At 30.6% G+C, this 18,934-nt stretch carries 15 protein-coding genes; 6 read left to right on the top strand and 9 right to left on the bottom strand.

Annotated elements, in window-relative coordinates:
- Positions 1-77 precede the first annotated feature (77 nt).
- The 4 genes from Q0958_RS04760 to pfkA all read right to left on the bottom strand — a co-directional run bounded on the left by Q0958_RS04760 (position 78) and on the right by pfkA (position 3,657).
- Positions 78-440, bottom strand: coding sequence for a methylglyoxal synthase (locus tag Q0958_RS04760; protein WP_150899033.1), 363 nt, complete (start codon positions 438-440; stop codon positions 78-80).
- Between the two features lie 69 nt (positions 441-509).
- Complete coding sequence (gene gap / locus Q0958_RS04755) at positions 510-1,502, bottom strand: type I glyceraldehyde-3-phosphate dehydrogenase (protein ID WP_299120346.1); 993 nt, start codon at positions 1,500-1,502, stop codon at positions 510-512.
- 154 nt (positions 1,503-1,656) lie between these two features.
- Positions 1,657-2,649, bottom strand: a complete 993-nt coding sequence (gene gap / locus Q0958_RS04750; RefSeq protein WP_299120344.1) for a type I glyceraldehyde-3-phosphate dehydrogenase — start codon at positions 2,647-2,649, stop codon at positions 1,657-1,659.
- A gap of 24 nt (positions 2,650-2,673) precedes the next feature.
- The gene (gene pfkA / locus Q0958_RS04745) at positions 2,674-3,657 is read right to left on the bottom strand and encodes a 6-phosphofructokinase (RefSeq protein WP_272148821.1); all 984 of its coding nucleotides are present in this window, start codon (positions 3,655-3,657) and stop codon (positions 2,674-2,676) included.
- Positions 3,658-3,785: 128 nt separating this feature from the next.
- Here pfkA and Q0958_RS04740 point away from each other — a divergent pair, with 128 nt between their 5' ends.
- Entirely contained in the window at positions 3,786-5,513 is a 1,728-nt protein-coding gene (locus Q0958_RS04740; protein ID WP_299120339.1) for a sodium:solute symporter family protein, read from the top strand.
- Between the two features lie 57 nt (positions 5,514-5,570).
- Here Q0958_RS04740 and Q0958_RS04735 read toward each other — a convergent pair whose 3' ends face one another.
- A complete protein-coding gene (locus Q0958_RS04735) occupies positions 5,571-6,941 on the bottom strand; it encodes a tetratricopeptide repeat protein (protein ID WP_299120337.1) in 1,371 nt (456 codons plus the stop codon).
- Positions 6,942-7,148: 207 nt separating this feature from the next.
- Here Q0958_RS04735 and Q0958_RS04730 point away from each other — a divergent pair, with 207 nt between their 5' ends.
- Together Q0958_RS04730 and Q0958_RS04725 are read left to right on the top strand one after the other, a co-directional pair.
- Positions 7,149-7,490, top strand: a complete 342-nt coding sequence (locus tag Q0958_RS04730; RefSeq protein ID WP_299120334.1) for a DUF2853 family protein — start codon at positions 7,149-7,151, stop codon at positions 7,488-7,490.
- An 89-nt stretch (positions 7,491-7,579) separates the two neighbouring features.
- Positions 7,580-9,004, top strand: coding sequence for an L-serine ammonia-lyase (locus Q0958_RS04725; RefSeq protein ID WP_299120331.1), 1,425 nt, complete (start codon positions 7,580-7,582; stop codon positions 9,002-9,004).
- 38 nt (positions 9,005-9,042) lie between these two features.
- On the opposite strand, the gene Q0958_RS04720 is transcribed toward Q0958_RS04725, so the two are convergent.
- The 3 genes from Q0958_RS04720 to Q0958_RS04710 form a co-directional block, all read right to left on the bottom strand.
- Positions 9,043-9,498, bottom strand: coding sequence for a GNAT family N-acetyltransferase (locus Q0958_RS04720; RefSeq protein ID WP_299120329.1), 456 nt, complete (start codon positions 9,496-9,498; stop codon positions 9,043-9,045).
- Positions 9,495-11,336 (bottom strand): sodium:solute symporter, encoded by a 1,842-nt coding sequence (locus tag Q0958_RS04715; RefSeq protein WP_299120326.1) that lies wholly within the window; start codon positions 11,334-11,336, stop codon positions 9,495-9,497. The genes Q0958_RS04720 and Q0958_RS04715 overlap by 4 nt, the downstream gene beginning before the upstream one ends.
- 110 nt (positions 11,337-11,446) lie before the next feature.
- A complete protein-coding gene (locus Q0958_RS04710; RefSeq protein ID WP_299120322.1) occupies positions 11,447-12,214 on the bottom strand; it encodes a DUF6503 family protein in 768 nt (255 codons plus the stop codon).
- A 1,541-nt stretch (positions 12,215-13,755) separates the two neighbouring features.
- Here Q0958_RS04710 and Q0958_RS04705 point away from each other — a divergent pair.
- From Q0958_RS04705 to Q0958_RS04695, 3 genes are all read left to right on the top strand, one after another.
- A complete protein-coding gene (locus Q0958_RS04705; RefSeq protein WP_299120320.1) occupies positions 13,756-13,977 on the top strand; it encodes a hypothetical protein in 222 nt (73 codons plus the stop codon).
- Between the two features lie 74 nt (positions 13,978-14,051).
- On the top strand, positions 14,052-16,082 hold the full coding sequence (locus Q0958_RS04700; protein WP_299120318.1) for a tetratricopeptide repeat-containing sensor histidine kinase: 2,031 nt from the start codon (positions 14,052-14,054) through the stop codon (positions 16,080-16,082).
- On the top strand, positions 16,075-16,758 hold the full coding sequence (locus tag Q0958_RS04695) for a response regulator (protein ID WP_299120315.1): 684 nt from the start codon (positions 16,075-16,077) through the stop codon (positions 16,756-16,758). Before Q0958_RS04700 ends, Q0958_RS04695 begins: the two co-directional genes overlap by 8 nt.
- A 216-nt stretch (positions 16,759-16,974) precedes the next feature.
- On the opposite strand, the gene acs is transcribed toward Q0958_RS04695, so the two are convergent.
- Positions 16,975-18,882, bottom strand: a complete 1,908-nt coding sequence (acs, locus tag Q0958_RS04690) for an acetate--CoA ligase (RefSeq protein ID WP_299120312.1) — start codon at positions 18,880-18,882, stop codon at positions 16,975-16,977.
- Positions 18,883-18,934 lie beyond the last annotated feature (52 nt).

Here is an 18,934-nt window from a genome sequence, read left to right as displayed (position 1 = left end):
TTTTAACACCCCTTAATCCCTTTAAAAAATAACAACAAAAAACCGAAACAAATTGTTTCGGTTTTTTATTTGAAATTTTAAACAGCTTTTATCAATAATTCGGCTGTTGCTGGATTTGTAGCTAATGGAACATCATGAACATCACATAAACGTAATAACATAGAAATATCTGGTTCATGTGGGTGTTTCTCATGTGGGTCTCTAAAAAACAACACCATATTACATTTACCTTCCGCAACTCTACTGGCTATTTGTGCATCACCTCCATAAGGACCAGATAAATATTTTGTTACTTCAAAGCCTGCCTTTTCAACTTTTGACCCCGTAGTTCCTGTTGATATTAATTTTATATTCTTTTGCTGAAGAATTACTTGATTCTCATTTAAAAATTGAACCATTTCAGCTTTCTTACCATCATGTGCTATAATTGCTATTTCCATATAATCTATATTAAATAAAAAATTCCCGCATTTGATGCGGGAATACAATTTACAAAATATTTTATGCTTTTATAACGATGCAGAATATTCTAATAAATCAACAATTTTAGTTGCATATCCAAACTCATTGTCATACCAAGATATAATTTTAAAAAAGTTCTCATTTAATTCCAAACTTGCATCAGCATCAATAACTGAAGTTCTTGTTTCAGACACAAAATCCTGAGATACAACCTCATCTTCTGTATAACCTAAAATTCCTTTCAACTCTCCTTCTGAAGCTTCTTTCAATGTTGCTAAGATATCTTTTAAAGAAGTTGATTTTTCAGTTCTAAATGTTAAATCTACCAAAGACACATCTGCTACTGGAACTCTTACAGCCATTCCTGTTAACTTTCCTAACATTTCCGGAATTACCTTGGTTACTGCTTTTGCTGCACCTGTAGAAGTTGGAATAATATTATTTACAACTGAACGACCTCTTCTCCATTTTTTATTAGGTCCGTCTACAGTATTCTGAGTAGATGTAGCTGCATGTACAGTAGTCATTAAACCTTCTGTCATTCCATAAGCATCATTAATAACTTTTACTAATGGCGCTAAACAATTTGTAGTACAAGAAGCATTTGAAATGATAGTTTCTTCAGCTGTCATTTCAGTATGATTTACTCCCATCACATACATTTTTGCATCTTTTGATGGCGCCGAAATAATTACTTTTTTAGCCCCTCCTTTTATATGTAGCTCTGCTTTTTCTTTATCTGTAAAAAAACCAGTAGATTCTATAACATACTCAGCTCCTACTTCGTTCCACTTTAAGTTTTCAGGATTTCTATCAGCTGTAACACGAATAACCTTACCATTTACCACTAAATTCCCATCCTTTACCTCAACATCACCATCAAAACGTCCGTGAACAGAATCATACTTTAATAAATAAGCTAAATAATCGACATCTAATAAATCATTAATCCCAACTATCTCTATGTTATCTCTATTAATTGCCGAACGGAAAGCTAGTCTACCAATCCTTCCAAATCCGTTAATCCCTATTTTAATCATTTGTTTCTATTTTTGTGTTCTATGGGTCGTTTTTTTTAATTTTATACGCCCCACTTGCTTAATAAAGTGAACCTACAAATATAAAACTTATCCGAATAAAAAAACCTGATAGCTTTAAAAACTATCAGGTTAATGTTTTGAATTTAACAAATTTTTATAAAGATGCTGAATATTCTAATAAGTCAACAATTTTAGTAGCATATCCAAATTCATTATCATACCAAGATACTACTTTAAAGAAGTTACTATTTAACTCTAAACTTGCATCAGCATCTACTATTGAAGTTCTTGCATCAGAAACAAAATCTTGTGATACAACTTCATCCTCTGTATAACCTAAAATTCCTTTTAACTTTCCTTCTGAAGCTTCTTTTAAAGCTTTTTTAATTTCTTCTAAAGAAGTAGCTTTTTCAGTTCTAAATGTTAAATCTACTAAAGAAACGTCTGCTACAGGAACTCTTACAGCCATACCTGTTAATTTACCTTCTAAGGCAGGAATTACTTTTGTTACTGCTTTTGCTGCTCCTGTAGAAGCAGGAATTAAGTTATTAAGAACTGATCTTCCTCTTCTTCTATCTTTGTTTGGTCCATCTACTACTCCTTGACCAGAAGTTGCAGCGTGTACTGTAGTCATTAATCCTTCTACAATTCCGAAGTTTTCATCTAACACCTTAGATAATGGTGCTAAACAGTTTGTTGTACAAGACGCATTAGACATTACAGTTTCATCAGCAGTCATTTCTGTGTGGTTTACTCCCATCACATACATCTTAGCATCTTTAGATGGTGCTGAAATGAATACTTTCTTAGCTCCTCCTTTTAAATGTAAACCTGCTGCTTCTTTTGTTAAGAAGAAACCTGTAGACTCTATAACATATTCAGCTCCAGCTTCATCCCATTTTAAATTTTCAGGGTTTCTTTCTGCTGTTACTCTTATTTGTTTTCCATTAACAATTAATTGACCGTCTTTTACCTCAACATCACCATCAAAACGCCCGTGAACAGAATCATACTTTAATAAATATGCTAAATAATCTACATCTAGTAAATCGTTTATTGCAACTACTTCTACATTAGCTCTATTTATTGCTGCTCTAAAGGCGATTCTTCCTATCCTACCGAATCCATTAATTCCTATTTTTATCATACTTACTATTTTAATTACTAAATTTTACGTGGTCATTATATCAGAAACTCTTAAAAGTTCCTTATTAATTTCATTTTGACCTTTTATTGCTTTCTCTAAATCTATCGTTTCTATTTCATTATTGTTGAGTCCAACCATTAAATTTGTTTTTCCATCGATTAACAACTCAACAGCTTTTACTCCCATCCTACTTGCTAAAACTCTATCAAAACAAGATGGGGTTCCTCCTCTTTGCATATGCCCTAAAACAGATACTCTTACTTCATAGTCTTCTAAATTCTCTTCTACATAGTCTGCTAATTCAAAAACATTTTTACCTGTTTTATCTCCTTCTGAAACTACTACAATACTAGAAGACTTTCCTGCTCTTCTACTCTTTTTTAAAGATTCTAATAACCTATCTAATCCTAAATCTTCTTCTGGTATTAAAATCTCTTCAGCACCTGCTCCAACACCTGCATTTAATGCTATAAAACCTGCATCACGCCCCATAACCTCAACAAAAAACAACCTATTATGTGAAGATGCAGTATCTCTAATTTTATCTATAGCGTCTACAGCTGTATTTAAAGCGGTATCATAACCTAAAGTGTGAGTAGTTCCAAAAATATCGTTATCAATAGTTCCTGGGATTCCTATGATTGGGAAGTTATACTCTTTATTAAACACTACCCCTCCTGTAAAAGATCCATCTCCTCCAATTACAACAAGAGCATCAACATTATTTTCTAGTAGGTTTTCGTATGCTTTTTTACGTCCTTCTTCTGTTCTAAATTCTTTAGATCTTGCAGACTTTAATATAGTACCTCCTTTATGAACTATATTGTTTACACTTCTTGCTGTTAAAGGAATCATATCTCCTTCAATCATTCCTTGATATCCTCTATATATTCCTACACATTCAGTTCTATAATAAGCACAAGCTCTAACAACTGATCTAATTGCTGCATTCATTCCTGGCGAGTCTCCACCAGAAGTCATTACTGCTATTTTTTTTATTTTTCTCATAAATCTCAGGTTCAAAATTAAATAAATATAGTGCTTCTCTAACAAAAAACTGCGAAATCGTTTTCGACTTTAATAGCAATTTAACGTTTGAAAATATTTAATTACATTAGCCAATAAACCAAAAAATTATGACTTTAACCACTATTGATTATATAATCATTGTAGGATTTTTTATAATCTCTTTACTTATAGGAGTTTGGGCTTCTAAATCTGCAGGAAAAAATAGTTCCGAATTCTTTTTATCTGGTAGAAATATGCCTTGGTGGTTATTAGGAGTATCTATGGTTGCAACGACCTTTGCCGCAGATACTCCTGGACTAGTTACTGAACTTGTTAGAAAAAATGGTGTTTCTGGTAACTGGGTATGGTGGGCCATGTTACTTACTGGTATGCTTACTGTTTTCTTCTATGCTAAGCTTTGGAGAAAATCGGGTATTACAACCGATTTAGAATTTTATGAATTGCGATACTCTGGTAAAACAGCTAGTTTTTTACGAGGATTTAGGGCTATCTATTTAGGAGTTATCTTCAATATTATAACCATGGCTGGGGTTTGTTTAGCTGGAGCAAAAATTGCAAACATATTATTAGGTATTTCTCAAGGAGAAATGCTTTTATATTCTTCTATAATTGTAGTGATTTATTCCTCATTAGGAGGTTTAAAAGGTGTGTTACTTACCGATTTTGTTCAATTTTTAATTGCCATGGTAGGTTCTGTATGGGCTACTGTATATATTGTAAACCTTCCAGAAATCAATGGTCTTTCTAACTTATTATCGCATCCAAATGTTAGTTCTAAATTAGCAATGTTACCTGATTTTTCTAATACAGAAGCTTTAATTACATTATTTATCATTCCTTTTGCCGTTCAATGGTGGAGTACTTGGTACCCTGGAGCTGAACCTGGTGGAGGTGGTTATATTGCTCAACGAATGCTAGCTGCTAAAGATGAAAAAAATGCTACTTGGGCTACTTTATTTTTCAACTTTGCGCACTATGCTTTACGTCCTTGGCCGTGGATTATAGTTGGTTTAGCTTCATTAATTATATTTCCTTCATTAGAAAGTATGAATCAGGCTTTTCCTAGCCTATCTGCTGAAATGCAAGGTCACGATGTTGGATATGCTGCAATGATGACTTATTTACCTGCTGGTTTATTAGGTATTGTATTAACATCATTAATCGCTGCTTTTATGAGTACTATTTCTACTCAATTAAACTGGGGAAGTTCTTATTTAGTAAATGATTTTTATAGCCGATTTATCAATAAAGATGCTTCAGAAAAACAAAAAGTAGTCATCGGAAGAATATCAACAGCTTTATTAATGCTATTTGCCGCTCTTTTTTCTTTTTATTTACAATCGGCAAAAGATGTTTTTGATTTACTACTTCAAATTGGTGCTGGAACAGGCTTACTATTTATTTTACGATGGTTTTGGAGTAGAATAAATCCTTATAGTGAAATAGCAGCAATGGCTATCTCTTTCTTTATTGCTGTTTTCTTTTTTATCAATGGTAAAATGGAAACTCCTATGATTGAAATAGCTGGTTATTGGCAATTAATTATAGGTGTGCTTATTACTACTATCGGATGGATTTTAGTTACTTTTTTAACTTCTCCAACTGATCAAAGCACAATAAATAACTTTAATCAATTAATTTTTGAAGGAGAAGATAAGTTTAAAAACATTGGTGCTAAAATTGTTGGATTTGTAACTGGTACTATTGGAGTATATAGTTTTCTATTTGCAACTGGAAACTGGATTTACGGAAAAACTTTAATTGCTACTATACTCTCTGTTTTAACACTAGGTTGTATTATAATTTTACGTAAAATATGGAAACATATTTCTTAAGTTAACATATAACAAACAATAAAAAAGCTCCAAGATTTACATTTTGGAGCTTTTCTTTTACTTTATTACTTTTTTGTAATTGGATATAATTTCCTGTACCCTTTCTTTTTCATAAACTGAAGGATACAACTCTTTTATGATTGAATGATATTCATAATCTATAGCTAAGGCATTTTTCAAATGCGTTAAACTATATTCCTCTTTATCTAAAATCATAAACAACCCACATAGGCGATATTCAACCTCTGCAAATTCTTTATATATCTTTTTAGCTTTAATTAAAACTTTTAAAGCTTGATTAAATTCTCCTAAGAACAATAAGATATCTGTTAAAGCTATGTATATTTCAATCTCTTTATCTCCTAACTCTATACAGTTATAAAAAGCTTTTACAGCCTCTTCGTAAAAGTTTAATTTTAAATTAATATCTCCATACTTCCTCCAATATAGAGCATTACTTTCATCTATTTGAATTGCTTTATTAATGTAGTATAATGCCTTTTGAAAATTTTCATTACTATAACAAGCATTTGTTAACAGAATCCACCCTCTATCTAAAAGAGGATCTTCATGTACTGCTTTTTTATAGAAATGAATTGCTGTATGAATGTTATTTAACTTTTCATAACACTCCCCTATTCTTACATAAGCGTAAGCAGTAGGATCATCTAATTCTAATGTTATTAAATAATTTTCAATAGCCTCTTCAAAACGATCTAGTTTTTCTAAAGTTTTGGCTTTCTCTAAATACCCTCCAATAAAGCTATCATCTATAAGTACAGCATAATCAAATGAAGTTAAGGCTTCTTTAAACATTCCTATTTCAAAATATTGTCTTCCTAATTGATGCCAAGCGACTTCACAATAAGGATTTTTATCTAAATAAGAATTTAAGAATTTTATAGCATCTTCATGGTTTCCTTGCATATCAAAACAATACACAATGTTATACAATGAAGAATAATCTTCATAATCAACATCAATACATTTAGCAAAGTTTAAACGAGCATTTTCAAAATCGTCTAAATACAAATATTCCATTCCCAGCATAGACCATATATCTACAGGGTCTTCAATATATTGTAAAGACTCTTTTAGTATTGAAATAGCTTCTATATGCTTTTTCTTTTTTGATAAAATAACAGCTTTCTGAATGTATACCTCATCGTTATGAGGTTCTACTGCTTCAATGTTTGTTAACATCTTTACAGCTTCCTCTAATTCATCTTCAAATATTAAAAGTTCAACTTTCATGAGTTTAAGTTGAATTGAAGTAGGATGCTGTTCTAACCCCAGCTGTACAGCTTTTTTTGCCAATGAATGTTTACCTATATTTAAGTAATGCTCTATAATTGTTTCAAACTCAGCAGCATCAAAAAAATATACATCATTGGTCTTTAACATTGATTCAAATTTTGATAATGACATAGGCAACAGATTTGAATTTATATAAATTTACTACAAGAACAGTGCCTTTTTACTCAATCCTCTTTTTGTTTTCAACAATTTAATTAACAATTTTAACTAGGAATTCCCTTGCTATTTTAGGTATTTGAAAGAACAAATTATTTTTCTATATTTGAAAGGATTAAAGAAATCTACAAAAAATTAAAATCTAATTTTAAACAAAAAATCATGAGTAAATTTGACGAAAAAGTAGAACTGTATAAAAAGTTTATGGACGATAGAGATATCCGTTCTAACACTGATTTATTAAAAGCTGTGACAAAAGGTTTAGGGCCATCTATTTATAAAAAAGATGCTGAAACTGTTTCTGGTTCAGACCCTAAAGAATTGGAAACTGTTAAGAAGAACTTCTTAATGAAAAAATTAGGATTAGATGATAGTCCTGAATTAGACAAAGCTATCGATGACGTTATGGAAAGAATTGGAAGATCTGAAAGAAACAAGTATCGTGCAGTTGTATACTACATGCTTACTAAGAAATTTGATAAAGAATCTATTTACGGAATGTAAAATTTTCTTCATTGATATAAAAAATAAAGTCCTGTATTCAATAAATACAGGACTTTTTCTATTTTAGCCGTCAACAAACAACCTATATTATGTCGCAATTTATTAGTGTTTTCGATATGCTAAAAATTGGCGTTGGTCCCTCTAGTTCTCATACTTTAGGGCCATGGAGAGCCGCACAACAATGGATTAAAAAGTTAAAAGACAACAATCTTTTTGATAACATTGATGGTATTAGAATTGATTTATATGGTTCCTTATCTTTAACAGGGAAAGGACACGCTACCGATTTATCTGTATTATTAGGGTTAAGCGGTACCGATCCTGAGTACATTCCTGTAGATGATATAGACACTATTATCAATAAAATAAAAACTACTACTCGTTTAGATTTCAATGCAGAGAAAACAATTATTTTTTCTACTGATAATGTTGTTTTTAATAAAGACTTTTTACCATTTCATTCAAACGGTTTAACCTTTAGAGGTTTTTCTAAAGGAAAAGAAATATCTACAGAAACGTATTACTCTATTGGTGGTGGTTTTGTTGTTCAAGAAGAGGTAAGTGAATCTGCTGATACAGAAATAAACAAAAAGAACTTTCCTTTTCCTATAAATAGAGCTACTGAACTAGAAGAGTATTGTGAAAACAAAGGAAAAAATATTTCTGATATAGTTTTTCAAAATGAATTAATTCTAAACGACGAGAATCATATAAATTCTGAATTAAAACGCGTTTGGGATACAATGCTTGAATGCATGTATATAGGATGCCATACTGAAGGAGTTTTACCAGGAGGTTTAAACGTAAAAAGAAGAGCCTTTGAAACTCATCAAAAATTAATAAAAGAGGCTACTTATAACAGTAAAGAAGAATGGCTTACCGCTATTAGAGGTACTGAGGTAAAATTTAGAGAAATACTTAAATGGGTTAGTTGTTTAGCTTTATCAGTAAACGAAGTAAATGCTTCTCTAGGTAGAGTTGTTACCGCTCCTACAAATGGAAGTGCGGGAGTAATTCCTGCTGTTTTAATGTACTACCTTGTAATTGAAAATCATGATGGAGATTTTGAACATATTAAAAAGTTCTTACTAGTTGCTGGAGAAATTGGTAGTATTTTTAAGAAAAACGCAACTATTTCTGCTGCTATGGGTGGATGTCAAGCCGAAATAGGTGTTTCTTCTGCAATGGCCGCTGCTGCTCTTACTGAATTATTAGGAGGTACACCTGGACAATGTTTAGTTGCTGCTGAAATAGCAATGGAACACCATTTAGGACTTACTTGCGATCCTATTGGAGGATTGGTACAAGTACCTTGTATAGAACGTAATGCTATGGGAGCTATTAAGGCTATTAATGCTGCTGAAATGGCTTTAGAAACCAATCCTAAAGAATCTTTAGTTCCTCTAGACAAAGTTATTGATACCATGTGGGAAACTGCTAAAGATATGAACCGTAACTATAAAGAAACCTCTGAAGGAGGTTTAGCTGTTACTGTTGGTTTAGCAGATTGCTAAAATTATATGTAAAATGAGTTTATAAGAAATAGCACTTCTTATAAACTCATTCTCATATTTATCAAGTTCTTTTTGAAATTTACTTTTTCGTAAGCTCTAATTGCTCCGTGATTTTCTGCATATACATCAAGTCTTACTTCAAAAACATTTCTTGAAAGTATCCATGTATTTAAAGCTTCAACTACTTTTTTGTTCACTCCTTTTCCTCTATGAGTAGGTTTTACATACATAAAACCTAAATAAGCAAACTTATCAAATTTGAAGTACGATTTTGGTATCACAATTCTAGCATAACCTGAGCCTATTATTTCATCGTTTTCAACCGCTACCATCACCTCAACTTCATCAGACAAAATCATCGCTTTAATATCATAATAAGATATTTTTCCTTCTTTTAATGTTTCATCAAAAGGGCGCTCTGCCTTAATTAACTCTTGTTCAAAATCGAGTAAAATAGGTAAGTCTTCTAAATTTGCTTTTCTTGTTGTAATCATTCTTTATCTTTTTCAACATTAATAAATCCAAGGTAAATAAATAAGATTATTAAATAAACTACATGTAATACACTTAATGGACTGTCATTAAATAAATCGTATATAATCTTTAAAATACCTATTGAAATTAATAATAAAGTGATTTTACTTTTCTTGTCTATTGATTTTATAATAGACATCAGAGAGAAATATAGAACTAAAATACAACCTATAAAGTTTAACCATAAATAACTTATTATTGGCTGTCCTCCTCCTTGCTCTAATTTATAAATACCAAAATAATATATTAAACAAATTATAATCTGAGTCAACAACGCACCTCCAAACACCGAATTTCCTTTTACTTTTTTAAAGAAAAACGCTAATAAGAAAATCCCCAATACATTTCCATAAAAAATGGACCCAATAATATTTACCAACTGGATTAAATTATCAAATAAATTGGCGACACAAGCAACTAGAATAGCTAATACTCCCCACCCTAGTGTAAACCACTTAGACATTTTTACATAATGCTCTTCACTGTATTCTTTAGTTACATTACGCTTGTATAAATCGATTGCTGTGGTAGATGCTAAAGCATTTAATTCTGATGCTGTAGACGACATAGCTGCCGATAAGATTACTGCCAACAATAAACCTATTAACCCTTTAGGTAAGTTGTGTAATATAAAGTGAATAAAAACATAGTCTTTATCATTTGTTTCTACCTCTGCATTTGCCTTTTTAATTATAGCTTTTGCATCAGCTTTTAAACTCTTGTCCTGTTCATTTAACTCTTGAAGTTGTTTTTTGTTCTCTTCTGTTAAACCTTCAAATATTAATGTCTTTTTACTATTCTCTATTTGAATATGTTTTAATTGTAGTTCTTTATATTCATTAGCATATTGAGATTTCTCTACAACTTCGTTTGCTTTTGGATTAAAGTTTAAAGGTGAGGTATTAAACTGATAAAAAACAAATACCATTACCCCTACTAACAGAATAAAAAACTGCATTGGAACTTTTAACAAACCGTTAAAAATTAAACCCAATTGACTTTCTCTAGCTGATTTTCCTGACAAATATCGTTGTACCTGACTTTGATCAGTACCAAAATAAGAAAGCATTAAAAAAGTACCTCCTAAAATACCTGTCCAAACAGTATAACGATTGTTCAAATCCCAAGAAAAATCAAGCACCTTCATTTTATCTGAAGCCCCTGCTATTTCTAAAGCTTTTGTAAATGTAATTTCGTCAGGTAAATATTGTAATATTAAGTAAAAAGCAATAAACATTCCTGCAAAGATTACAGCCATTTGTTGCTTTTGTGTAACACTTACTGCTTTTGTTCCTCCAGAAACTGTATAAACAATTACTAAAAACCCTATGATAATATTTAGTGTTATCAAATCCCATCCTAAAACAGCCGATAAAATAATAGCTGGTGCAAAAATGGTAATCCCTGCTGCTAAACCTCTTTGAATTAAAAATAAAATTGCGGTAAGCGTTCTTGTTTTTTTATCAAAACGACCTTCTAAATATTCATAGGCCGTATAAACCTTTAATTTATGATAAATAGGAATAAAAACTAAGCAAATAATAACCATAGCAATAGGCAATCCAAAATAGAATTGCACAAAGCCCATCCCACTGTGAAATGCTTGCCCTGGAGTTGATAAAAAAGTAATGGCACTCGCTTGAGTTGCCATTACAGATAGACCTATGGTCCACCATTTACTTTCGTTTCCACCTTTAATATACTCTTCTACATTTTTGCTTCCTCGTGTTTTCCATACTCCATAAAATACAATAAACAATAATGTTAAAGAGAGTACAATCCAATCAATTGTTTGCATAATTAACTAGTATATAAATTTGTGATGATATAAAATATTGATATATAAATCAGATTTGCAAACAGTACTAGCGTGTACTCTTTTTTCCAAGTATATTTTTGTTGACTCATTTATTTGTTTGGTTTATCGAAAAAACTATCAGCCAATGATGCTTGACTTAATAATGGTAATTTGAATTCAGTTGGTTCTCCTCTAGGTACAGTAGGATTACCTTCTTCATTTTTCTGGTACCAAGTTATTGATTTTGGTAATAAGAAACCGTTAACATTTTCCCAATCGTTATATCTTATTAGACTAAACTTATCAGAAGGTTTTTTACTAAAATAAGTAACTGTATACCCTAACCAAGTCATTTCTTTAGTTGTTGGATCGTAATATATAAAATAGTTATCATCTGGAGAAGAACCTATAGCTCCTTTATAAGATATTTTAATTCCTGGGTATTTCTTTCCTTCAAACTCAATTGGTGAAGTTTCAGAATATACAATTCCATCATCAGCCAAAACAAATGGCATAGCATAAAAATAGAAATATAAATTATAATAAAACTTAGGATCTTTTTTATAAGCAGTAGTATCAGATACCCAAATATCTTTACCGTTGTAACCTAAAGAATATTCTGGTGAATTTATTACAGTTTTTCTAGAATGTAAATCAACTGTGTGTTCTTCTTTATTAAGTGTATATGATAAAGTTTTCATTTTATTCCACTCCTCAATTCCACCATGCTTTTTAAAAACTTCTGCTAATTCTTTAGGATATTTTTTCTCTTTAACCTCTGTTGATGTAGCTTCTACTTTTTGAGTTTCTTTCTTAGGCTCGTTCTTACATGCTATGGAAACAATAGCAATAGCGACTAATAAAACTAGTTTTTTCATTTTAAATAATGTTTATGTTGATGCAACATACGTCGTATATTGAAGGTAAACTTACATAAGTTTATGAATATAAAAAACAAAAAACGCCCGATTAGGCGTTTTTGTGACATGCATTTTAAATTTTTTACTTTGGTTAGAGTAAAACATTCATTTTGTTTTCTTTTTTCATATAATTTTCCCTGACGACGCGATACGGACCCCCATCCATATCTAACTCTAGCGAGAGTTTAATTTTTAACCACTACAAAGATATTTTATCCTTTTAACAAACTGGTAAGTGTTTCACTTACTTTTAGTAAGTGAAACACTTACTTTTTTATAAAAACACTCAAAACAAACTAGTTTACAGTACTTAAACTTCTGATATTAGCATTTCTTTAACATTTCAAAAAATAATGTATATTTGCCTCTTAAATGATGAATATAAATTTACATATCGCTAATGGGCTAATGAAGCCAACTTGCAGTTTTCGTGAAGTTGTTGATGGACAATTTTATAAAAACGGACGTAATGTGTTTATTTCTGACAATTTTCGAATATGATTCAATACATAAATTAACAATATATAAAGCGTCCAACTATAAATTGGACGCTTTTTTTATAATTTTTTTTAAAAAATGACATTTTTAATTTAAACATACAAAAAACACACTTTGACTCGTAAAGAACTGAATTACAAACTGTTGCTAAATAGCTAAAATCTAGATAATATCTGGACAGGACCTTCCTACCTTAAAAACAACTTAACTTACTGATTACCAATAAAATAACTCGTTATTTTCCTTGTTTTTATTAAAATATTTTGTATATTTGTACCGTAATCATTCAGAAGTATTTGAATGATTATTTAACAAATTAATATTTAAAGATTATGAAACTATTTTATTTAAACCCAATCATCGAAAGACTAATTATAGGAGGTGATGGCAGTTATATAAAAATGAGTAAGGATGTTTATTGTAAGAAGCAATATTTAAAGATGAGTTAACAACAAGTCATTAATATAGTATATATACAAAAGGCGCCTTAAAAGGGCGCCTTTTTTTATTCCAAAAAATAAAAACGAACACAGTAAAAAAAGTATTAAAAAACTTGTGTAATTCGTTATTTTTCACTATCTTAATTGAACGAAATTGAAAGCTATGATTATATTAAAATTGCACAAACTAAATGAAAAAGGACGTTTACTCATTAAACAACAACGCTTACTAAAATTGTGTTCGTTTACACAATCTATGTCACTATTTTAGTGACAGAATCAACTAGCGTTCATTAAAAATTGCAAAAACGCTTCCTTTATTTATGACAATGTAGAATTCCTGAAGTCTGTTGTACTCAATAGGCCTTAGTAGTAATGAGTCTTCACGAGTTGATGTTCCATATCAACTTAATTCTACTAACTACCCAAATTACTTGGGCTAGATGACTATTGCCTTGATTTTACCAAGGCTCAAAAAAAATCGAACATAACCAATTCGATGCTATTACTGCTGCATATGCGGCATGGAAAACTAATGTCAAATATTAAAAATTGAAAATTATGAAAACTTTAAAAACTACTTTACTAATCAGCATGCTAATCCTTTTAACTACAAGTTGTACAGACTTAACAAAAGACGATTTAGTTCCTGAAAAAAACAATACAGAATTAACAACTGGTATAGGCGATGATGATAATATCTACGGAGGCGATACTGGTGGTGGTAATGATGGAGGTAATGATGATGGAGGTAAAGGAAATGGTCGTGGTGCTGGATCTTAATCATTTTTTTATAAATACAAGCCTTTAACAAATGTTAAAGGCTTTTTTTTTAGCTTTGCTTAAAATCAGATTATTTGAAAGCTTTAAAAAAAATTGCAGCATTTATATTTTTCTTATCCATAGGAAATCAACTATGCTTTTCTTCCTCTAATAAACATACTGTGTTTAAACTAAAAAACGATAGTATAAAAACTTGGTTAAAAAAAGCTAAAAATAAAAAACTAGATAGTACTTCCAGATCTCAACTTTTAGTAAAATCTTACAATTATATTTTAAACCACAACAAACAATTCCCTTTAGAACTCAGTTCTATAGCCTATGAGTTCTATAGATTGAAAGATACTACTTCATTTTTTAAAGTAAATAAAAAAGCTCTTAACTCTGCTATAAAAAATAAACATACATATGCTACAGCAGATGCTCATTGGAATTATGCTAGTTATTACGTAAAACTAGAAATATTTGATAAAGCATACTTTCATTTTAACAAAGCTTATGAAAACTTTATTAAAGAAAATCATAAAAAAGAAGCTTCTACAGTTTTATGGGGAATGACACGTATTAAAGGACGCTATAAAGATTATATTGGTAGTGAAATTTTAAATATTAAAGTAATAGAATTATTTAAGGAATTAAAAAATCATAAAAAACTTTACGATTCATATAACCATTTAGGTTTATTACAATATGATATAAAAGAATATGATAAAGCCATAGAGTATTATATAAAAGCCCTAGAGTATTTTGATAAAATCCCTAAAAAAACTAGAGTAAAAAGCTATATTATAATATATAACAATATAGGGCATGCTTATCAAGAAAAAAAAGACTATCAAACCGCCCTTAAATACTATAATAAAGATTTAAATAACAAAAAGATAAACAGAAGTCAATATGCTATATTACTTAACAACAAAGCCTATTGTAAACTATTAATGAAAGATACTACTGGTATAAAGAAAGATTTTTTTAAAGCTTTATCCATTAGAGATAGTATTGGTGACAAAACTAATATCTTAAACTCTAAGATATGCATATCCGATTACTTTAAATACAATAAAGACACTATCAATGCCTTAAAATATGCCAAAGAAGCCAATACTTTAGCCAAACAAATAAAAAATGGTGGCGATTATTTAACTTCTTTAAAACAACTAGCCAATTTAGACAAACAAAATTCTAAAAAATACTTAGATCGCTATATAGTGTTTAATGATAGTTTAATTAGCGCTGAACGTAGAACTCAAAATAAATTTACACGTATTGAGTTTGAAACTGATGAATACATAGAAGAAACTAAACGTTTAAACCAACAACGTATTTGGATTATTGTTACCAGTATTGGTGGAATCCTTATTTTAAGTTTACTATATTTTTTACGTGTTCAAAAGGTAAAAAACGAAAAACTTAGCCTAGAAGCTGAACAGCAAAAAGCTAACGAAGAAGTATATGTATTAACCCTACAACAACAAGCCAAACTAGAAGAAGAAAAAGTTAAAGAACGTAACAGAATTTCCGAAGAACTTCATGATGGTATTCTAGGTAAACTGTTTGGAACTCGTTTTGGCTTAGGTTTTTTACCTCTTAAAGGTGATGAACAAACCCTTGAAAAACACCAATCTTTTTTAGATGAACTTCAAGAAATTGAAAAGGAAATTAGAGACGTATCTCACAAACTGAGCGATAATTTTGATAGCTCTAATATTAACTTTACCAGTATTATAGAACAATTACTAAAAGATAAAAGTACCATTGGTAACTTTAACTATAAATTTTCTTTTGATAAAAATATTGTTTGGAAAAACATTAATGAAATTACCAAAGCTAATATTTATAGAATTATACAAGAAGCTTTGCAAAATATTATAAAACATGCAAAAGCAAAAAACGTTACTTTAGTATTCTCTAACGAAAACCAAAACCTTATTATCAATTTAAAAGACGACGGCATTGGCTTTAATCCTAAAAAGGGTAAAAAAGGTATTGGAATGAAAAACATAAAATCTAGAGTAGACAAATTAAACGGAACAGTACAGTTTTTATCGGAAGTAGGTAAAGGTACTGCCCTTTTAATTTCAACCCCTTATAAAATGAATAATGAATAGTAAACAATACACTGCTTTAATTATTGATGATCATCCATTAATTTCTGAAGCCTACAAAAGTGCCTTTAATTACATTGATCAACAAAACGAACATATTGCCTTTGAAATCCACGTTGCTCACAATTGCGATGAAGCTTATAAGCTTATAAAACAACATGCTGATACCTCTAAAAAAGTAGATATCATTTTTTTAGACATGCGATTACCAGCTTCTTCTGATGGCACTATTTTATCTGGTGAAGACTTAGGTTTAAAAATAAACACAATGCTACCTGATGCTAGAATAATTGTTTCTACTACTTTTAACGATAATTATAGAGTACATAGCATTTTTAAAAGCATAAACCCTGATGGTTTTTTAGTTAAAAATGATATTACTCCTCAAGAGTTAGTAACTGCTATACAAGAAGTTTTAAACGATCCTCCATACTATAGCAAAACTATTACGAAACTTCTTAGAAATGAAGTTACTAGTGAATATCTTATTGACGATTTAGATAGAAAAATGCTATATGAGCTGTCTATTGGTACAAAAATGAAAGATTTACCTGATATTATTCCGCTTTCTTTTGCTGGTATTGAAAAAAGAAAACGTCAAATTAAACAAATGTTTGGTGTAAATAGCTCTGATGACAAAGATCTTATTCTAATAGCTAGAGACAAAGGCTTTATTTAAGCTTTTTAAGCATTTTTAACACGTCTACCTCATGCTAACCTATTTAAAAGAAGTTAGTGCGTCCCCCATGAGTATAGTCATCTCTTCTCTAAACTTTTAATTTTTTAAGGTACTCTTACTTTAAAAACTTCTACTCTATCATTTCAACAATAAAAAAAGCCACAGTTCAATAGGAAATCAAACTGTAGCTGTTTTATTATTTACTCTAATAATTTATTACAATCGTTCGTCGATAATACTTTGTACCACTTCTGGGTTTAACAAAGTAGAAACATCTCCTAAATTATCTAATTCGTTGTGCGCTATTTTACGCAAAATTCTTCGCATAATTTTACCTGAACGTGTTTTTGGCAATCCTATAGTGAATTGGATTTTATTCAATTTGGCAATAGGCCCTATATGCTCGGTTATAATTTGGTTAATTTCCTTACGTAAATTATCGTGATTTCTCCCCTCTCCTACATCTTTTAATATTACATAACCATACAATGCGTTTCCTTTTACATCATGCGGATATCCTACAATAGCGCTTTCTGCTACAGCTGGATGCTCATTGATAGCATCTTCTATCGGTGCTGTTCCTAAATTATGTCCTGACACAATAATTACATCATCTACTCTACCCGTTATTCTGTAATACCCAACTTCATCACGTAAAGCTCCATCTCCTGTAAAATACTTGTTTTCAAAAGCAGAGAAATAGGTTTCTTTATAACGTTGGTGATTTCCCCAGATAGTTCTTGCCATTGATGGCCACGGATATTTTACACACAAACGCCCATCTACTTGGTTTCCTACTATTTCTTTTCCATTTTCGTCCATTAACGCTAATTGCACTCCTGGTAATGGTAAAGTTGCATAAGTTGGCTTTGTAGGTGTCACATAAGGAATTGGAGAAATCATCATTCCTCCTGTTTCTGTTTGCCACCAAGTATCTACAATAGGACTTTTCTTTTTCCCTACATTGTCATTATACCAATGCCACGCCTCTTCATTTATAGGTTCTCCTACGGTTCCTAAAACTTTTAGAGAAGATAAATCGTACTTATCAACAAATTCTAACTTCTCTTTTGCTAAAGCTCTAATAGCTGTTGGTGCAGTATAAAACTGGCTTACTTTATGTTTTTCTACTATTTCCCAAAAACGCCCAAAATCTGGGTAACTTGGTACTCCTTCAAACATTACTGTAGTTGCTCCATTAGCCAAAGGCCCATATACTATATAACTATGCCCAGTAATCCAACCAATATCGGCAGTACACCAATACACATCATTTTCTTTATAGTTAAATACATTTTTAAAAGTATATGCTGAATATATCATATATCCTGCTGTGGTATGTAACATTCCCTTTGGACTTCCTGTTGAACCTGAAGTATATAAGATAAATAAAGGATCTTCTGCTTTTACTATTTCTGGCTCACAAAAATCTGATGCTTCTTCTAATAACGGTTGTAACCATTTATCGCGACCTTCTTTCATTTGAATGTCAGAATTAATCCTTTTTGCTACCAGTACAGTTTCAACACATTCACAATCGTTCAACGCTTCATCTACAATTCCTTTTAAATCGATTGTTTTTGCTCCTCTGTAAGATCCATCAGAAGTAATTACCATTTTCGCTTCACAATCATTTATTCTAGTTGATAACGCTGTTGATGAAAAACCTGCAAATACTACCGAATGTACGGCTCCAATTCTAGCACATGCTAATACAGAGATAGCTAACTCTGGAATCATTGGTAAATAAATACAAACTCTATCTCCTTTTTGTACGCCATTTTCTTTTAAAACATTAGCAAACTTACATACTCTCTTATATAATTCTTTATATGTAATATGCTCTGCTTCTTCTTTGGGATCATTGGGTTCAAAAAGAATTGCTGTTTTATCTCCTCTAATTTGTAAATGACGATCGATACAGTTTTCAGTTATATTTAATTCTGCTCCATCAAACCATTTTACTTCTGGTTTTGAAAAATCGTATTCTAAAACAGAATCCCATTTTTTCCTCCAAACAAAGTGTTCTTCAGCTATTTCTTCCCAAAATAATTCAGGGTTTCGTACTGATCTTCTGTAAACTTGAAAATATTCCTCTAAGGTTTTTACATGGTAGTTACTCATTATTTGCTATTTTTTTGGCGAACTAATCTACAATTTTTTAAAATTTTATAAT

Origin of the sequence: uncultured Tenacibaculum sp. (genome assembly GCF_947499065.1) — a bacterium.
GTDB lineage: Bacteria > Bacteroidota > Bacteroidia > Flavobacteriales > Flavobacteriaceae > Polaribacter.
This window is presented reverse-complemented; position numbering and strand designations above follow the sequence as displayed.